Annotated in this window: 16 protein-coding genes and 1 pseudogene; 11 read left to right on the top strand and 6 right to left on the bottom strand. The window is 30.4% G+C overall.

Going from position 1 to position 19136, the window contains the following annotated elements; translation table 11 throughout:
• Positions 1-14 precede the first annotated feature (14 nt).
• The 4 genes from argS to OLM55_RS00540 all read left to right on the top strand — a co-directional run bounded on the left by argS (position 15) and on the right by OLM55_RS00540 (position 6194).
• Positions 15-1802 (top strand): arginine--tRNA ligase, encoded by a 1788-nt coding sequence (gene argS, locus OLM55_RS00555; protein ID WP_264559479.1) that lies wholly within the window; start codon positions 15-17, stop codon positions 1800-1802.
• 100 nt (positions 1803-1902) lie between these two features.
• Positions 1903-3276, top strand: coding sequence for a hypothetical protein (locus OLM55_RS00550; protein WP_319800098.1), 1374 nt, complete (start codon positions 1903-1905; stop codon positions 3274-3276).
• Entirely contained in the window at positions 3266-4678 is a 1413-nt protein-coding gene (locus tag OLM55_RS00545; protein ID WP_264559477.1) for a GDSL-type esterase/lipase family protein, read from the top strand. Before OLM55_RS00550 ends, OLM55_RS00545 begins: the two co-directional genes overlap by 11 nt.
• Before the next feature lies 1 nt (position 4679).
• Positions 4680-6194, top strand: coding sequence for an MBOAT family O-acyltransferase (locus OLM55_RS00540; RefSeq protein ID WP_264559476.1), 1515 nt, complete (start codon positions 4680-4682; stop codon positions 6192-6194).
• Positions 6195-6248: 54 nt separating this feature from the next.
• Here OLM55_RS00540 and OLM55_RS00535 read toward each other — a convergent pair whose 3' ends face one another.
• The 5 genes and pseudogenes from OLM55_RS00535 to OLM55_RS00520 form a co-directional block, all read right to left on the bottom strand.
• A complete protein-coding gene (locus tag OLM55_RS00535; RefSeq protein ID WP_264559475.1) occupies positions 6249-6953 on the bottom strand; it encodes a peroxiredoxin in 705 nt (234 codons plus the stop codon).
• A gap of 233 nt (positions 6954-7186) precedes the next feature.
• A pseudogene (locus OLM55_RS13265) lies at positions 7187-7291 on the bottom strand (transporter); the annotation flags it as partial.
• Positions 7292-7315: 24 nt separating this feature from the next.
• A complete protein-coding gene (locus OLM55_RS00530) occupies positions 7316-9304 on the bottom strand; it encodes a TonB-dependent receptor plug domain-containing protein (RefSeq protein ID WP_264559474.1) in 1989 nt (662 codons plus the stop codon).
• A gap of 103 nt (positions 9305-9407) precedes the next feature.
• Entirely contained in the window at positions 9408-10241 is an 834-nt protein-coding gene (locus OLM55_RS00525; protein WP_264559473.1) for a hypothetical protein, read from the bottom strand.
• 92 nt (positions 10242-10333) lie between these two features.
• The gene (locus OLM55_RS00520; RefSeq protein WP_264559472.1) at positions 10334-10702 is read right to left on the bottom strand and encodes a hypothetical protein; all 369 of its coding nucleotides are present in this window, start codon (positions 10700-10702) and stop codon (positions 10334-10336) included.
• 260 nt (positions 10703-10962) lie between these two features.
• Between OLM55_RS00520 and OLM55_RS00515 the strand changes: the two genes are divergently transcribed.
• From OLM55_RS00515 to OLM55_RS00485, 7 genes are all read left to right on the top strand, one after another.
• Positions 10963-11442 carry a c-type cytochrome gene (locus OLM55_RS00515; protein WP_264559471.1) on the top strand — a complete coding sequence of 160 codons (480 nt, stop codon included), beginning with the start codon at positions 10963-10965 and terminating at the stop codon, positions 11440-11442.
• 21 nt (positions 11443-11463) lie between these two features.
• On the top strand, positions 11464-13440 hold the full coding sequence (gene nosZ / locus OLM55_RS00510; protein WP_264559470.1) for a Sec-dependent nitrous-oxide reductase: 1977 nt from the start codon (positions 11464-11466) through the stop codon (positions 13438-13440).
• Between the two features lie 65 nt (positions 13441-13505).
• Positions 13506-14519: a nitrous oxide reductase accessory protein NosL gene (locus tag OLM55_RS00505; RefSeq protein WP_264559469.1), complete on the top strand. Its 1014-nt coding sequence runs from the start codon at positions 13506-13508 to the stop codon at positions 14517-14519.
• A gap of 2 nt (positions 14520-14521) precedes the next feature.
• Positions 14522-15757 (top strand): nitrous oxide reductase family maturation protein NosD, encoded by a 1236-nt coding sequence (locus OLM55_RS00500; protein WP_264559468.1) that lies wholly within the window; start codon positions 14522-14524, stop codon positions 15755-15757.
• On the top strand, positions 15754-16461 hold the full coding sequence (locus tag OLM55_RS00495) for an ABC transporter ATP-binding protein (protein WP_264559467.1): 708 nt from the start codon (positions 15754-15756) through the stop codon (positions 16459-16461). Before OLM55_RS00500 ends, OLM55_RS00495 begins: the two co-directional genes overlap by 4 nt.
• A gap of 1 nt (position 16462) precedes the next feature.
• On the top strand, positions 16463-17230 hold the full coding sequence (locus tag OLM55_RS00490) for an ABC transporter permease (protein ID WP_264559466.1): 768 nt from the start codon (positions 16463-16465) through the stop codon (positions 17228-17230).
• A gap of 17 nt (positions 17231-17247) precedes the next feature.
• The gene (locus OLM55_RS00485) at positions 17248-17619 is read left to right on the top strand and encodes a group III truncated hemoglobin (protein WP_264559465.1); all 372 of its coding nucleotides are present in this window, start codon (positions 17248-17250) and stop codon (positions 17617-17619) included.
• Here OLM55_RS00485 and nadB read toward each other — a convergent pair.
• On the bottom strand, positions 17616-19136 hold the full coding sequence (gene nadB / locus OLM55_RS00480) for an L-aspartate oxidase (RefSeq protein ID WP_264559464.1): 1521 nt from the start codon (positions 19134-19136) through the stop codon (positions 17616-17618). The two genes, OLM55_RS00485 and nadB, sit on opposite strands and share 4 nt — an antisense overlap.

The following is a 19136-nucleotide window of genomic DNA, read 5'->3' as shown; positions in this document are numbered from 1 at the left end:
AAAACAATAGAAAAATGACTTTACAAGAAACATTAACCATTCACATTCAAAAAGCCGTTCAAAGTTTATTCGATTTATCATTAGATAAAGTAGAATTTCAAGCAACTAGGAAAGATTTTGAAGGTGATGTTACTATGGTTGTTTTTCCATTAGTAAAACAATTAAAAGGCAATCCAGTTGAAATAGGAACTAAAATTGGAACGTATTTAGTAGAGAATGTTGCTGAAGTTGCACGTTTTAATGTAGTTGGCGGATTTTTAAATATTGTGATAACCGATGCTTTTTATGTAGATTTTTTCAATTCTATTCAAAAAACAGAAAAATATGGTTTTGTAGCACCAAAAGAAGGTGAAAAAGCCATTATGGTTGAATATTCTTCACCTAATACCAATAAGCCATTGCATTTAGGTCACGTTCGTAATATTTTATTAGGCTATTCTGTGGCCGAAATTATTAAAGCTTCGGGTAAAAAAGCATACAAAACACAAATAATCAACGACCGTGGAATTCACATTTGTAAGTCGATGTTGGCTTGGCAAAAATTTGGAAACGGACAAACTCCTCAATCAACTGGGTTGAAAGGAGATAAGTTAGTAGGAAATTTCTATGTAGAATTTGATAAACACTACAAAAAAGAAATTGCTGAATTAATAGCGGAAGGTAAAACGGAAGAAGAAGCTAAGAAATTGGCGCCGTCTATTCTTGAAGCACAACAAATGTTATTGAAATGGGAAGCTGGCGATGAAGAAGTTGTTGCGCTTTGGAAAACAATGAATCAATGGGTTTATGATGGTTTTGAAGCAACCTATAAATCAGTTGGTGTAAATTTTGATTCCTATTATTACGAAAGCAATACCTATTTGCTTGGAAAAGAAGTAGTGCAGTTTGGATTAGAAAAAGGCATTTTCGAAAAAGATCCAGACGGTTCTGTTTGGATTGATTTAACAGAAGATGGTTTAGATCGTAAAATTGTACTTCGTTCAGATGGAACTGCGGTTTACATGACGCAAGATATTGGAACTGCTATTCAACGTGTAAAAGACAATCCCGATATTGGAGGTATGGTTTACACTGTGGGTAACGAACAAGATTATCATTTTAAAGTATTGTTCTTAATTTTAAAGAAATTAGGTTTCGAATGGGCAGATAGTTTGTATCATTTAAGTTATGGAATGGTAGAATTGCCTTCTGGAAAAATGAAATCGCGTGAAGGAACCGTTGTAGATGCAGATGATTTAATGGCTGAAATGACAGCTACAGCGCAATCTATTTCGGAAGAATTAGGAAAATTAGAAGGCTATTCAGAAGAAGAAAAAGCGACATTGTATAAAACAATTGGTTTAGGCGCTTTAAAATATTATATGTTAAAGGTTGATCCTAAAAAGCAAATGATGTTTAATCCGGAAGAATCAGTCGATTTTGCTGGAAATACAGGTCCGTTTATTCAATATACTTATGCTCGAATTCAGTCTATTTTAAGAAAAGCAGAATTCGAATATAAAAATGTCACACTGAGCGCAGTCCAAGTGTCATTACATGAAAAAGAGAAAGAATTAATCAAACAAATTCAGCTTTTTCCTGAAACGATTCAGAATGCAGCACATCATTATAGTCCAGCGTTAATTGCAAATTACACCTATGATTTGGTTAAAGAATTCAATTCATTTTACCAGAATGTATCTATTTTAGGTGAAAGTGACGAAGCTTTAAAAGTATTTAGAGTACAATTGGCAAATAAAGTAGCTGAGGTTATTCAATCTTCTTTTCAATTGTTAGGAATTGAAGTTCCTGAAAGAATGTAATTTTTGCTAAATTAAAGTGGAACAATCTAAATCTTATTTTTTTAAAACTTTTCTTGCCTTGCTTTTAGCAACGGCATCCTTTTTGGTATTCAAAACATTTTTGCCTAAAAGAATTTTTGATGAAGGCTCAACTTTAACCGAAAATGTAGTAATTGATAGTTTTCTTTTAGAAGCTGTTGCCGATGCTGAAAAAGAAGATATTACAGATACTTTAGGAAATAAAAAAATAGATTTTGCGCCTGTTGAAGGCGTAAGATTTCCGTCAGAAACTTTTAAAGTGTATAAAGGTGACCAGTTTTTGGTTTCTTTTTTTGAAAAACTTTTTCAATTGGAAAAAAATCCAACAAAGAAAGTACGAATAGCCTATTTTGGAGATTCAATGACTGATGGAGATATGATTGTAAAAGACTTTAGAACTTATTTTCAAGAAAAATTTGGTGGTGAAGGTGTTGGTTTTGTAAACATTACTTCAGAATCGGCTTCTTCTCGAAATTCAATTTCTCATGAATTTTCGCGAAATTGGAAAACGTATTCTTATTTAAAAACCAAACATCCGGTTAGTCCATTTGGTGTAAACGGACATTTGTTTTTTGCAAATGATACGTTGCATGATGCTTGGGTTAAATTTAGAGCTACAAAAACACGTTTCGCTACCGAATTAGGTAATCCAACTTTATTTTATGGGAAATCTAAAAACACACAGGGTAAAATTTATCAAATTGTTGGTACAGATACCATTTATAAAAAATTAAAACCTACAAATAAGTTAAACACTTTATCTCTTTCGTCAAACGGACAAAAAGCAATGAAGATTCATTTTACACAAGCAGATAGTATTCCTGTTTATGGCTTTAATTTTGATAATGGAAAAGGGGTTCATGTAGATAATTTTTCGAGCAGAGGAAATTCGGGTTTGCCTTTATCTATGTTTGATATTGGTTTAATGAAACAATTTCAAGAGCAGTTGCATTACGATTTAATTGTACTACATTACGGAACAAATGTGCTTAATTATGGTTCTTATAATTATTCTTGGTATGAAAAAAGAATGAGTAAAACGGTAGCGCATTTAAAAGAATGTTTTCCGGGTGTTGCTATTTTAATTGTCTCTACAGCTGATAAATCAACTAAATACGACATGGAAATGAAAACAGATTCAGCTGTTGTTCCTTTAATGTTGGCTCAAAAGAAATACGCTATAAAATCAGAATCGGCATTTGTGAATTTATATACTTTAATGGGTGGAGATGGTTCAATGGTTCAATGGGTTGATGAAGAGCCTGCAAGAGCCAATAAAGATTATACGCATTTTAATTTTAGAGGAGCAAGAGATGTTGCTAAAATGATTTTCAATCAGATTGATGAAGGATATGAAAAATATAAAAAAATTAGACCTGTAAAGAAACCCGTAAGTAAACCAATTAAAAAAGATAGTGCTAAAATAGTTAAGGACAGTATAGTTTATGAAGAATAGTATTTTATTTTTTGGTTTATTTTTTGGTCAATTTTTGTTGGCTCAAACCTTTACTGATACAACTGAAGTTATGATTGACTCAGTAAGTATTGATACAGTTTCGGTAGTTGAGTTTAAAAACGAAATATACAATGCAAAAGCTATTACTCGGTTTTTACAAAAGTTGGATTCTGTTGAAAGTATAAAACAAAATAAAGTAAGAATTGTTCATATTGGAGATTCACATATTCAAGCCGATTTGTTTTCAGGAAAAATGCGTTCGCTTTTGCAAGAACAATTTGGAAATGCAGGTTTAGGATTCACTTTCCCTTATAATTTAGCAAGTACAAATGGAAGTCATTATATAAAATATTCCAGTTCTATTTCTTTTTCCAATTATAGAAATGTTAAGCCTGATGAAGGTAAACCTGTTGGGTTGAGCGGAATTGCTTTATATACCGATAAAAATGATTTTGCCATTGAATTGAACGTAAGAGATAAATCATATGCTTTTAATTCAATTAAAATAGTAGCACCTATAAAAGACAATTTTAATTTAGCAAAAACAACTAAAAATATTGTAATTGAATCTTCTAAACCAAAAGTAATTTACCATAAAATTAAAAGCGGAGAAGCACTTTCAATTATTGCAAATAAATACAATTGTACGGTTTTAGAAATTAAAAAAGCTAATAATTTACGTTCCAATACCATTCAGGCTGGTAAAACTTTACGAATTCCCACAGATGAAAAAGAACCCGTAAAAATAACTAAGTCAGAATTTATTCCGGTCACTATTTTCGAAGATAACTATTCATACAATTATGCATCAGAAGAAAGTTTAGATAAAATTTACATTACTTCAAATGATAAAACGACTGACTTTTCTTTGAATGGAATCATTTTAGAAAACAATAATTCGGGAATCGTTTACAGTGCCATTGGTGTGAATGGAGCAAAAGCTTCTGATTATTTAAAATACCCGTTGTTTTTTGAACAATTACAGGCTATTGAAGCGGATTTAGTTGTTATTTCTTTAGGTACCAATGAAAGTTTTGATAAAAGAGAAACGGCAGTTTTTTATACAGAATTAGAAGAAATGCTTCTTTCTATAAAAAAGCAAAATCCTGAAGTTGAAATTTTACTTACGACTCCGCCTCCGTCACTTTTTCAAAGGAAATATCCCAATACTTTTGTAGCAAGTTATACCAAAGCGATTATTGAATTTGCAGAGAAGAATAATTATGCAGTTTGGGACATGTATAGAAATATGGGTGGGCTTTACAGTGTGAATTCGAATGCTAAAAAAGGCTTAATGTCTAGAGATAAAGTACATTATTCAAAACAAGGATATGAATTACAAGGAGAATTATTTTTTAAAGCATTGATGGAAACGTATACTAATTTTAAATCGGTAGAATAGTTTGTTAGCCTTATTCCATATACAAGATGTTTTCCAAAATGTTTTTGGAGATGTATCGATAGAAATCGTTAAAAATTGGTTTATATATAATCCTAAACAGCCTTTATTGTTTAACAGTGCGTTGTTTTTAGGATTTTTCCTCATTTTCTATTTTATCTATATTTTATCTAAAAAAACACATTATTTCAGGATTACTTATGTGGTTCTTTTTTCTTTGTTTTTCTATTATAAATGCAGCGGAATTTATTTTTGGTTGCTTATTTTTTCATCTGTTTTAGATTATACTTTATCTAAACTTATTTTTGAAGAAACTAAACAAGGCTATAGGAAATTTTATTTGATATTGAGTTTGCTAGTCAATTTAGGACTATTGGTTTATTTTAAATATACCAATTTTTTTATTGATAATTATAATACACTTTTCAGCGGAAATGTAGCTTTTGAAGATATAATTCTTCCGGTAGGAATTTCATTTTATACATTTCAAACCTTAAGTTACACCATTGATGTGTACCGAAAAGATTTAGAGCCTACAAAAAGCTTTGTCGATTTTTTATTCTTTGTTTCGTTTTTCCCGCAGTTAGTGGCAGGGCCAATTGTTAGAGCGAGTGATTTTATTCCTCAAATTTATGAGAAATTAAAAATTACTAAAGAAGATTTTAATAAGGCTTTGTTCTTAATTATTGGAGGTTTGCTTAAAAAAGCGGTAATTTCTGATTATATTTCTTCTAATTTTGTTGACCGAGTTTTTGATGCACCAAATAGTTATTCTGCTTTTGAAAACTTATTAGCTTCTTATGGATATACACTTCAAATTTATTGCGATTTTTCAGGTTATTCTGATATTGCAATAGGTTTAGCTTTATTAATGGGTTTCACTTTACCGCCTAACTTTAGAACGCCTTATAAATCTTCTTCTGTCACTGAATTTTGGAGAAGATGGCATATTTCATTATCGTCTTGGTTAAGAGATTATTTATACATTTCATTAGGTGGAAACAGGAAAGGTAATTTTCGTACTTATTTTAATCTTTTCATGACCATGCTTCTTGGTGGTTTATGGCATGGAGCCAATTGGAAATTTGTTTTTTGGGGAGTTTTACACGGTTTGGCCCTTGGAGTTGAGCGTTTCTTTGGACAATTTATTAAATTACCAAAAAACTATTTTGTAAAAACAATTCAAATTCTTTTAACCTTACACTTTGTGATTTTTTGTTGGTTGTTTTTTAGAGCCAAGGATTTTCAAACTGCTTTTCAAATTGTAGATAATATTTCTTCATTAACTTTTAATCTAAGTCAATGGCAAACTATTTTGTTAGGTTATAAGAATGTGATTTTCTTAATGGTTTTTGGTTTTGTTTGGCATTTTATTCCAGAGAACGGAATTAATAAATTAGAAAAGGGCTTTAACGCAATTCCTATTTACATTAAAGCCCTTCTTTTGGGATTTGTTTTTTGGATTGTTTATGCCACAGCTTCCTCTGGACCACAACCTTTTATTTATTTTCAGTTTTAAAATACAAAAAGGCCTGCTGTTAACATGCCTTTTAAAATTCTATTTTCTTAGGTTTTATTTTTTTAAAATAGTATTCATGACTAAATCTTTGTCAAGTTTTTTTGTACAAAAGAACCAATCTTTACAGTCTAATTCTTCTTTACTTTCCATTCTATCTTTAGCCACTCCGCAAGAACCCGCAGTTGGTACAATTACATCATCTCCAGGATACCAATCAGCTGGACAAGCTACTTGAAATTCATCTGCAGTTTGTAATGCAATTAATGTTCTGTAGATTTCTTGAAAGTTTCGTCCAATACTTAAAGGGTAATACAGAATTGTTCTAATCGTTCCTTTCGGATCAATAAAGAATACAGCTCTAACAGCTTGCGTACTGCTTTCTCCCGGTTGAATCATTCCGTACTTGTTTGATACATTCATAGAAATATCTTCAATTAAAGGAAATGTTACTTCAATGTCTTTCATTCCTTTATATTCAATTTTTTCTTTTATGGTTCTTAACCATGCTATATGACTATATAAACCGTCAATTGATAAACCTAATAAATCACAATTAGCATCATTAAATTGTTTTTCCATGTTTGCAAACGTCATAAATTCTGAAGTACAAACAGGTGTGAAATCTGCAGGATGACTAAAGAAAATAACCCACTTTCCTTCATAATCTTTTGGGAAATTGATTGTTCCTTGAGTTGATACTGCAGTAAATTCTGGTGCTTGGTCGCCAATTCTCGGCATAAATGTTACTTGATTTTCCATTGTATAATTTTTTATAAGTTTTTAATTATTTTGTTGGTACAAATTTCTTATAATAAAAAGTTATATAAAGTAATAGAAGTATTTGTGTATTAATTTAATTTATCGTATAATTATTTGTAATAGTATTTTATTATAGTTGGATAATATTTTTTTATTTAGTAATTGGTTTTGAATAAAAAAAGCCAACAATAATTGTTGGCTTTTTCAATAGTAATAACTAATTCAAATGCTATTTATAGGCTGTAATTTAAATTTAAACTCCAGCGGTAATTTGCTTCAACATTTCCACCCGTTAAATTTTGGTTTATTGGTAGTATTGCGTTAGCGCCAAATGAAAATTCACTAGTTTTTATATAAACAAATTAAAATCCAAAATTTACATTCACAAATACATTTCTCCCCATTCTTGGTATATTGTTCCAGTCTGCAAAAGTAGAATATTCGCTATCTAATATATTTTCTATTCCTAATCTAATGTTTAGTTTGTTTTTATCAATATCAAACATATAATTTGAAGCGAAATTTACAATTGCATAATCTGGTTTTTTAATTTCACCATATTTTGGAGCGTAATTAGAATGAATCAAATTACCTTGTAAAGCAATTTCAGAAGAAAATTTTCTTTTGTTAAATTGTAATTTTGAGTTATAAGCTAACGGACTAATAAAAGGCAAGTTTTCTTCATCACTTCCTTTTCCATAGCTATAAGTAAATTGATTTGTCCATTTTAAATTACTTGTTAGGTATGTTTCAAAATTAAAAACCGATTTTATTATGGTAGCATAATCTAATGCGTTGTATATTTTTACGCCACTTGCTCCAATAGTCATTGGTAAAATTGATGCATCTGGAGTTCCAATAATATAATTTGAAATATGAAAATATGATGTAGTTAAGGATGTTTTAAACTTCGACGGCTTATAACTAATTCCCAAAGAACCTTCAACTGATTGTTCGTTTTTTAAATCAGGATTTCCTACATAATCATATCGATCAAAACTATTGAATAAATAAAATCCATATCCTTCTGAAATAGATGGAGCTCTTTCTCCATAAGCTAGTCCAAAATTAAACCCAAAGCTGTTTTTTTTCCAGTTGTAATTTGAAGCTAAACTTTTTAGAATTCTATTTTGACTGGCTTCCATATTTGGATAAAATATTTGTAAACTTTCCAAGCCAAATGTGCTTTTAATTTCATTATAATGATTTCCTAAACTTGCAGAAACTTTTACACTTGAATTACTATTAAATTCATAAGTGTCGTCTAAATAGATTCCATTGTAAAACGTAACAACATCTGGCCAAGTAAGCATAAACATTATGTTTTCGTTTGGGTCACTTGGATACATAGTCATTTCTGCTTTTGAACGATTGTAAAACGAATTGAAAGTAGCTAAAAAAGTGTTGTTTTTTACTTTTCCATTTAAGTTTAAATACATTCCGTACGTGTCGCTCCAGCCAGGCATGTCCATATGAATAGGTACACTTGGACGCTTTGTGTCGTCCATTGTATGTGTAATGGTATTGTAGTATATCTTTGTTTCTAGTTTATTTATGATACCATTTAAAGAAACGTATTCAAATTTTAGAGAAGAGATTAAAGCTTCTGCTAAAGAAACATCCATTGGCAATGCTGGATAACCTACATTAGTTGCTTTGTCGTAAATAACGGCTGCTTCAAAATATTTATTTTTATTAACCAGATAACCTGTAGTACTTGACAAGTTTAGTTTTCTAAATTGTGAAAAATACACTTCATTATTGTTTCCTGCCTTATAGTTTTCAGCATCTCTAAACATGATATTGTTGTCTGTGAAAAACAAACTGTCAACATAATTTATAGCAGCTCCTATTATTTTTTGTTGGTTATTGAATTCATAACCTGAGTTGATATAACCATTTATTCCTTTTTTAGCAAATGTACTTTTACTTCTTTTTAAATCTATTGAACCCCCAATTGTTGGTCCATGACAACTTCCATTTTGACCAGAAGAAATCTCAGCTTCAGAAAGATTTGAAACTTCAACATATGATGTAATTGGATCCATTTTATCGGTACAGGCACCAAAAATTCGCATACCATCAATGGTAACAACCGTTCTTTCTGTACTCATGTTATTGATGTTAGGTTCCCAAGCATATCCTCCTCTTTTTATCATTTCTACTGTTCCTGCTTGTTGTAGATATTCGTCTATAGTTGATAAAGGTTTAAATTGTTTTTGATCTAATGAACTTACTTTTTTAATTACAATAACCTCATTTAAATTTATACTTTTTATTGAATCGTTTTCTTGTGCAATTAAAAAAGTGATGTTAAAAAGCAAGGTTAATACTAGCGTTAAGTTTCTCATTTATATATTTTTTTATACACTTTATTTAATTTTTTTAAATGAAATGATACATTAGAAGAAAGTAAAAAAGGGTTGTAAATTTCAATTTCAACCCTTTTTTAAATTAAAATTCTAATTCAAAATAAATACTACTTGCAGTAACAGATTCTGTAATTTCCTCACCTTTTAAAACTTCATCAGATGCGTTTAATAATTGTAAGTTAATTTTCCAATAACCTGTCATTGTTAATGATAATTTTCCATGATATAAATCATCGTCAGATTGAGTTAAATTAACATTATTTGGTGATCCATGGTTTCCCATACTTGGCATTCTTGGGTCAATTTTAATAGTATAATCATCAACTATTGGAAACGACATCATGCTTTGCATTTTAAATAAACCAAAAGTAGCATCATTAATAGCCACTTTTGGGTCAGCTGGATCAATTAATGCTAATATGTATTTTACATTATCTGAACCCGTAAAAGTTGTAACTCTTTGTTTTGTAGAAGCAGGAACATCAATAACGGCTGTAGCTGAATAAGCAACTTCATCTATTGTATAATCAACTTGTAAATCCCAATATTCAGTTGTGTTTTGAGCCATTTGAAAAACAATATATCCATTATATAATGTTTCTTTTAAAGGAGTTCTAGAAATTGAAGACATAGGGCATGAATGCGTCATAGAAGTCATATGCATTTTTGGCATCCAAGTAATTGTTGCGTTGTCTTCATATTCGTTTGTAGTTTTGTTTTTAATACGAAGGGAAATACCATTATAACCTTGTTCTAAAGCTCCATTAGCATTATATAATTCTATAATATGTGTTGTGTTTTCAATTTCTTGAATTTTATTTAATCCGTCAAGTTCAGATACAGTTGATGAATCGTCTGAAGAACATGATGCTAATGCGCCTACTAAAAATAGGAAAGTATATTTTAAAGTTTTCATTTTAATTTTGTTTAATTTTAGACATAAGTAAAGTGTATTGACTAAGAAATAGCCAATAATTTTTTATTGAAAAAACTCAATAAATAATATAATTATGCTAAAATAGGAGGGTGAAAAATAGAAGTACTATTTAATCGAAAGTATATGCAGTTATATAAAGATTTAACCCTTTTATCAAAATACATATTAAAATTAAAAACATAAGAAGTTATGTTTTCACAAAATAAAATTTCAAATGCTATAGAGTTACTTTTTTGTTCATTTGATTTAGGGCTGCTTTTTTTTGCTTCGTTAGCTAATTCTTTTTTCAAATGACATTTACCATTACATTTTAATTCTGGCTTTTCAATGTTTTCACATAAATGAGTTGATATATAATCATAATTAATTATGTAATCAACAACTGGCAAAACCGGTTTGATTAACATAAAAAGAATTATTATGAATATTATTTTCTTCAACTTTTACAGTATGAAATAATTTATTAGACAAAATTAATATTTGGCTTACAAGATAAATATGATTTAAATCATATAATAATAAAAAACTATATTATTTTTTTACTTCTTTAAAAATCTTTTCAAACGCAAAAATACATAAATATATTTCAAGTATTATCCTCAAATTAAATATGTAAAAATATCTTTTAGTTTATGATTTCAATCATAAAGAAAGAGTTGTATTAATCCGAAATTTGTAGTATAAATTAAAAATAAAATTTATGAACAAGTTATCTTTATTATTAGTAATGTCTGTTTTGTTCTTTTCATGTGGAAAAAGTAAATCAGACTCAGGAGAAGATTTTTCAAAGCCAACTGTAGCTGAAGAATCTACTGCAACTGACGCTTCTTCTTATGATCCAAATAGAGGAGAAGGAAAACATACCAATGTAGAATTAGGAGCAGCATTAGACCAAGCAATGGCTACAAGTGGTGAAAAAGTTTCTAGTGTTAAATGTACTTCTTGTCACAAAATGACTGACGAACGTTTAGTAGGTCCAGGCTGGAAAGGTGTAACTGAGCGCAGAAAACCAGAATGGATTATGAACTTCATAACCAATCCAGACCCAATGATTGACAAAGATCCAGAACTACAAGCGCAATTGGAATTGTGTTTAGTGAGAATGCCTAACCAATCATTAAACGACACTGAAGCACGTGAAATTTTAGAATTTATGCGTAAAAATGACGGTGTAAAATAAGTAATTTAAAATCGAAAGTATATGAAAAATAGATTTTTAAAAGCAACTTTTGCTACAGTATTAGTCGCAGCCTTTTTTGCCTCATGTAAACCTAAAAACTCAAGCAATGCAGTTAGTGGTGACGCAGCTTCAAAAGTATATGTTGCACCAGGAAAGTATGACGAATTTTACAATTTCGTTTCAGGTGGATTTAGTGGACAAATGAGTGTTTACGGTTTGCCAAGTGGTAGAATGTTAAAAGTAATCCCAGTATTTTCTGTTGATCCAGAAAGTGGATGGGGTTTTAGTGAAGAAACAAAACCTATGTTAAACACTTCACACGGTTTTGTTCCTTGGGATGATGCCCATCACCCAGAAATGTCTCAAACAAATGGAGAAGTAGATGGTCGTTGGGTTTTTATCAACGGAAACAATACACCACGTATTGCTCGTGTAGATTTAAAACGTTTTAAAACTGCCGAAATTATTGAGTTACCAAACAGTGCAGGAAATCACTCATCACCATTTATTACAGAAAATACAGAATATGTAGTTGCAGGAACTCGTTTTGGAGTACCAGGTGATTACGAAGAAGGTGATGTACCAATTAATACGTATAAAGAAAATTACAAAGCACACATTAGTTTTGTAAAAGTTGGAAAAGAAGGTGAAATGGATATTGCATTCCAATTACGTTTGCCGGCTGTAAATTTCGATTTATCTCACGCAGGTAAAGGAAAATCTCACGGTTGGTTCTTCTTTTCATGTTATAATTCAGAACAAGCTAATACACTTTTAGAAGTTAATGCTTCTCAAAAAGATAAAGATTTTATCATGGCTGTGAACTGGAAAAAAGCAGAAGAATATATCAAAGCCGGAAAAGGTAAAAGAGAAAAAGCTAGATATGCTCATAACTATTGGGATGAAAAAACACATTCTGCCGTTTCAGAAATGAAAGAAGATGTTTTAGTTTTGGATGCAATGGCATTAAAAGATATTTGTTACATGATTCCTTGTCCAAAGTCACCTCACGGTTGTGATGTGGATCCTTCAGGTGAATATATTGTAGGTTCAGGTAAATTAGCGGCTTTAATTCCTGTATTTAGTTACACAAAAATGTTAGATGCAATAAGCAAAAAAACATACGAAGGTGATTATAATGGAATTCCAGTTCTTAAGTATGATGCCGTTTTACATGGTGAAGTTCAAAAACCAGGTTTAGGGCCATTACATACAGAATTTGATGGGAAAGGAAATGCTTATTCTACAATGTTTGTTTCTTCAGAAATTGTAAAATGGGATATTAAAACCTTAAAAGTATTAGATAGAGTTCCTACTTATTACTCTGTGGGTCACTTAATGATTCCAGGTGGTGATAGTAAAAAACCATTCGGAAAATATATGGTTGCTTATAACAAAATTACTAAAGATAGATATTTGCCAACAGGACCAGAGTTAACACAATCGGCTCAATTATATGATATTACTGGTGATAAAATGCAGTTGCTATTAGATTTTCCAACTATTGGTGAACCTCACTATGCACAAGCTGCACCTGCTGATTTAATTCGAAATAACGGACAGTATAAATTCTATAAAATTGAAGAAAATCAACATCCTTATGTAACCAAAGGTGAAAAAGAATCTAAAGTGGTTCGTAACGGAAATGTGGTTCATATTTACATGACTTCAACTCGTTCACACTTTGCTCCAGATAATATTGAAGGAATAAGAGTAGGTGATGAGGTTTATTTCCACATAACTAACTTAGAACAAGATTGGGATGTACCTCATGGGTTCTCTGTAAAAGGCGCTAAAACAGCCGAATTGTTAATCATGCCAGGAGAAACTTCTACCTTAAAATGGATTCCAGAAAGAGTTGGAACATCGGTATTCTATTGTACAGATTTCTGTAGTGCACTTCACCAAGAAATGCAAGGTTATATTAGGGTGTCTCCAAAAGGAAGTACTACACCACTTACTTATAGTGTTGGAACTAACATGCCAGCAGTTAAATAAACAAAAATTCTTTAAGGGAACAGTAAAACAGTGGGTTAACTGTTCCCTTTTTTAAACTTAAAGTTATGAGTACCTCAAAAATATCATTACTTTCAAAAGGGTTACTTTTGATTGTGAGTGGATTGTTTTTTGCTTCTCTTTTTTTTCCAATGTGGCAAATAGAATTAGAAGCACCACAATATCCTGAAGGTTTAGTCTTGAAATTACATGCACATAAAATTGGTGGTGATGTTGAAATCATCAACGGATTAAATCACTATATCGGAATGGCAACTTTGCACACCGAAAACTTTATTGAGTTCAAAGTTTTACCTTATATCATGGGATTCTTCGGATTATTTGCCTTACTATTAATTTTTCTAAAAAGCAGAAAAGGAACTTTAGTCTTATTTGGAACATTTGTTTTATTTGTAATTTTAGCTGCTATAGATTTCTATAGATGGAACTACGAATACGGACATAATTTAGATCCAAATGCGGCTATTATTGTTCCCGGAATGGCTTATCAACCACCCTTAATAGGTTACAAACAATTACTTAATTTTGGTGCTTTTTCAATTCCAGATATTGGAGGTTGGATGTTAGTTGGTGCTGGATTATTGATGTTTGCTATTGTATTTAAAGAATATGAATTAATGGCTAAGTTCAAAAAAAAAGGTAGTGTAGTTGCTCTTCTATTTCTAGCGAGTGGAATATTTGTTTCTTGTCAAGGCAAAGAAGTTGAACCAATAAAATTAAATGTTGATCAATGCGCTTTTTGTAAAATGAGTATCGCTGATGGAAAATTTGGTTCAGAACTTATCACCACTAAAGGAAGAATTTATAAGTTTGACGACTTAAGTTGTTTATCAAGTTATGTAAATGAAAATAAAACAGAAGTAAAGTCGTATTTTGTAAATCAATATACATCAGATAATGTATTAATTCCTGCTGAAACAGCTTACTATTTAAAAGGGGGTTCAATTTCAAGTCCAATGAGAGGAAACATGGCTGCTTTTTCAAGTCAAGAAGAAGCCAATTCAGTTAAAGATAAATTAGAAGCAACAGAAATTACTTGGGATAATATCATCAAACAATAGTAATGAAAAAAATTAGCTATATACTTTTCTTATGCTTTTTATCCTTTACAATAAATGGACAGAGAATAGAAGTTGGTGCTACAAAAAACATCAAATCTATAAAAGAAGCAATAGCTTTAGCAAAAGCTGGAGATACCATTGTGGTTCATAAAGGAACTTACCGAGAAGGAAATATTACAATTGATAAAAAAATTGTTCTTTTAGGAAAGGATTATCCCGTTTTAGACGGACAAAAAAAATTTGAAATTCTTTCGATAAAAGCAGATAGCGTTGTAGTAAAAGGATTAAAATTTATTCGTTCTTCTTTTGCTTCTATGGAAGATCCAGCGGCAATTAAAGTATATAGTCATAATTACATTCGTATAGAAAATAATATTCTAGATGACAATTTTTTCGGAATTTATATTCAAAACGGAAAAAACTGTATTATTAAAAACAATATCTTAAAGGCTTACGGAAAAGAAGAACAAAAACTTGGAAATGGAATTCATTGTTGGAAAAGTAATGATATTCAAATAATCGCTAATAAAATTCAAGGTCATCGTGATGGTATTTATTTTGAGTTTGTGTACGATTCCATAATTTGGAGAAACATCAGTCAAAATAACATTAGATATGGATTGCATTTTATGTTTTCACACAACGATTCTTATATAACCAATACTTTTAGAAACAACGGAGCTGGAGTTGCCGTAATGTATAGTAAAGATGTGAAAATGATTAACAATAAATTTGATGAAAATTGGGGACAATCTGCTTACGGACTTTTATTGAAAGAACTTAATGATGGATATATTTTAGGTAATAAATTCATTAAAAACACAGCAGCTGTCTATATGGAAGGGTCTAATCGAATGAAATTTGAAAATAATTTGTTTCAAGAAAATGGTTGGGCAATGGTCGTTCAAGCTAGTTGTGATGATAATGTGATTTTTAACAATAACTTTTTAGGTAACACATTCGATATGGGAACCAACGGAAGTTTAGTGTTGAATAATTTTGATTCTAATTATTGGGATAAGTATGAAGGCTATGATTTAGACAAAAATGGTTTTGGAGATGTTCCTTATCATCCACTGAGTTTATTTGCCGTTTTAGCCGAAAGTAATCCTTCAACGATGTTGTTGTACAGAAGTTTTATGATTTCACTTTTAGATAAATCGGAAAAAGTATTGCCAAGTATTACACCTGATAATTTTATAGATAACAAGCCTTTAATGAAGTCTTTGCCAATATGATAGAAATAAAAAATATTAATAAAAAGTTTGGGAAATTAGAAGTGCTAAAAAACGTTGACCTTACTTGTAATAAAGGAGAATGTATAGCCTTAATTGGACCAAATGGTTGCGGAAAAACAACCTTAATTAAAGCCGTTTTAGGCATGGTTTTGCCAGATAATGGAACTATTCATTTTAATGGAAAATCAATTGCTAAAGAATATTTGTACCGAAATGACATTGGATATATGCCACAAATTGGTCGTTATCCTGATACAATGACCATCGGACAAATTATCGAAATGATAAAAACAATTCGAAATTCTAACGAGGCTTTAGATGAAGATTTGATAAAAGCATTTGAATTGGAAAAAATGTTCGACAAACAAATGCGAACACTTTCTGGTGGAACAACTCAAAAAGTGAGTGCTACCATAGCTTTCTTATTCAATCCTGATGTTTTGATATTAGATGAACCAACAGCTGGATTAGATCCATTGGCATCTGAACTATTAAAAGAAAAAATCATCAAGGAAAAGGAAAAAGGAAAATTGATTTTAATCACTTCACATTTATTGAGTGAATTGGATGATTTAATTACTGAAATTGTTTTTATGCAAGATGGAGAAGTTCATTTTCATAAAAAAGTAGCGACTCTTTTAGAAGAAACAAATGAAACTAAAATTTCAAAAGCGATTGCTAGTGTTTTAAAAAACAAAAAATAAAATGAACAGAATCATAAAAATCATATTATCCGATATTTTAAAGAACAAAATTATTTTGGCTTACACTTTAATTTTAGCCATTTTATCTTGGAGTTCGTTTACAATGGAAGACAATTCGTCAAAAGGGTTATTAACTATATTGAATGTAATATTATTTACAGTTCCGTTAGTTTCTATTCTTTTTGCAACCATATATTTATATAATAGTTCCGAATTTATTGAACTTTTATTAAGCCAACCCATTAAAAGGGTAAAAATCTGGATGAGTTTATTCTTCGGATTATCTTCATCAATGGTAGTTGCCTTTTTCGTTGGAGCAGGAATTCCATTATTGATTTATTCACCCAATTCCATTGGAATGATGATGATATTAATAGGATGTATTATTTCAGTAGTTTTTGTGGCGTTGGCTTTTTTAAGTTCTATCTTAACTAGAGATAAAGCAAAAGGAATCGGAATAGCTATCATGACTTGGTTGTATTTTGCTTTACTTTTTGACGGAATGGTTTTATTCTTGTTGTTTCAATTATCAGAATATCCTATAGAAAAAGCAATGGTTGCGGTTACTGCACTTAGTCCAATTGATTTAGCCCGAATTCAAATTTTATTGCACCTTGATGTTTCTGCTATGATGGGATATACAGGAGCTATTTTTAAAGATTTTTTTGGCACAACATCAGGATTAATCATTTCCTTTTTACTGTTGTGTTTATGGGCAATTATTCCGTTTTTCATTTCCTTAAAAAAGTTTAAAAGCAAAGATTTATAATCTTAAATTATTGAGTTATGAAGAAAGATATTCAGAATAGAGAAGATATTATTAAATTAGTGGATGCTTTTTATGAAAAAGTAAAAGGTGATGATACCATAGGATACATTTTTACTGAAGTAGCTCATGTTAACTGGGATTCTCATTTACCAAGAATGTATGATTTTTGGGAAAATATCCTTTTTTGCACTGGAAATTTTGATGGAAACCCAATGATGACTCACAAATCATTAAATCAAAAAGCACCTATGGATTTTACACATTTTAACCGTTGGAATATGATGTTTAATGAAACCGTAGATTCTTTATTCAAAGGAGAAAAAGCAGAAGAAATTAAAAATCGTGCTATGAATATTTCAAAAGCAATGATGGATAAAGCGATAAACTAAACCTTATAAAAATTACCAAAATTTTCAGTTCGCAATATGGACTGATTTACAATTAGTATTGAAACATCAATCATGTTTTTAAGTTCGTAAAGTTCTTTAGAAATATGATTTTTGCTTTCTAGTATTTTCATATCATTTTGTAAAATGAGTAATTTTTTTAAAGTTTCGTTCAAATCATTATTGTTTCTAACAATACCAACGTTTTGTTGCATTAAACTTTGAAGTTTTGTTCTTATTTCTGAATAGTCATCTACTACATCAAACTGATTTTTTTCCTGATTAATATCATTATAATGAAGTTTGTTTTCAAATGAAAATTTCGAATTTATTTTTAAATATTCAAAAATCCTATCCGAATAAACCAAAGCTTCCAATAATGAATTTGAAGCCAAACGATTTGCACCATGCAAACCTGTATAAGAACATTCACCACAGGCAAATAAGTTTTCAATTGAAGTTTTTCCGTATGTATCAACTTCAATGCCACCACACAAATAATGTTGTGCCGGAATTACAGGGATCCAATCCTTCTCAATAAAAATATTAAAATCTTTGCACCTTTCATAAATCATTGGAAAATGTTTTTTAAATGCATTAATTTCTAAATGAGTACAATCCAAATAAATACAGTCTTCTCCTGAATTTTTAAGTTCTTTTTCAATGCTTTGCGACACAATATCTCTCGATGCTAATTCGCCTCTTTCATCATAATCAAGCATAAAGCGTTTTCCGTTTTTGTCTCTCAAAATTGCACCAAAACCTCTAACAGCTTCTGAAATTAAAAAAGTAGATTTTAGTTCTGGATTATATAAAGCTGTTGGATGAAATTGTATAAACTCCATGTCTTTTACATTTGCTTTGGCTCTAATAGCCATTGCAATTCCATCACCAGTAGCTACTTCAGGGTTTGTAGTATGGCCATAAATTTGACCAATTCCACCTGTTGCTAATAAGGTTTGGTTGGCAAAAACAGTACTAATTTCATTGTTTTTTTCATTTAAAACTGTTGCTCCAATGCACTTGTTGTTTTCGAGAATTAGCTCTAAACCAAAATGAAAATCGAGAATAGTAATGTTTTTTTGTAAATGAGCTTGTTTTAAAATGGCTCTTTCAATTTCAAAACCTGTTTGGTCTTTATGATGAATAACTCTATGGTTTGAATGGCCACCTTCTTTGCCTAAATCAAAACTTCCTGTTTCGTTTTTGTCAAACTGTGCTCCCCAACCTATTAATTCTTGTACACATTTTGGACCTTCTTTAACGACCATTTCTACAACTTCTTTTTTACATAATCCATCACCACAAATTAAAGTGTCGTTTATGTGTTTTTGAAAGTTATCTTCAATTTGATTTAACACCACAGCAATTCCGCCTTGTGCATATTTTGTATTGGATTCTTCTTCGTTAGATTTGGTTATTATGGTAACATTTTTGTTTGGAAAATGAGTTGCGATTTTTATAGCAAAAGTTAATCCGGCAACACCAGAGCCAAAAATTAAATAATCTGTTTGTTTCAT

This window comes from Flavobacterium sp. N2270 (genome assembly GCF_025947225.1).
Classification (GTDB): domain Bacteria; phylum Bacteroidota; class Bacteroidia; order Flavobacteriales; family Flavobacteriaceae; genus Flavobacterium.
This window is presented reverse-complemented; position numbering and strand designations above follow the sequence as displayed.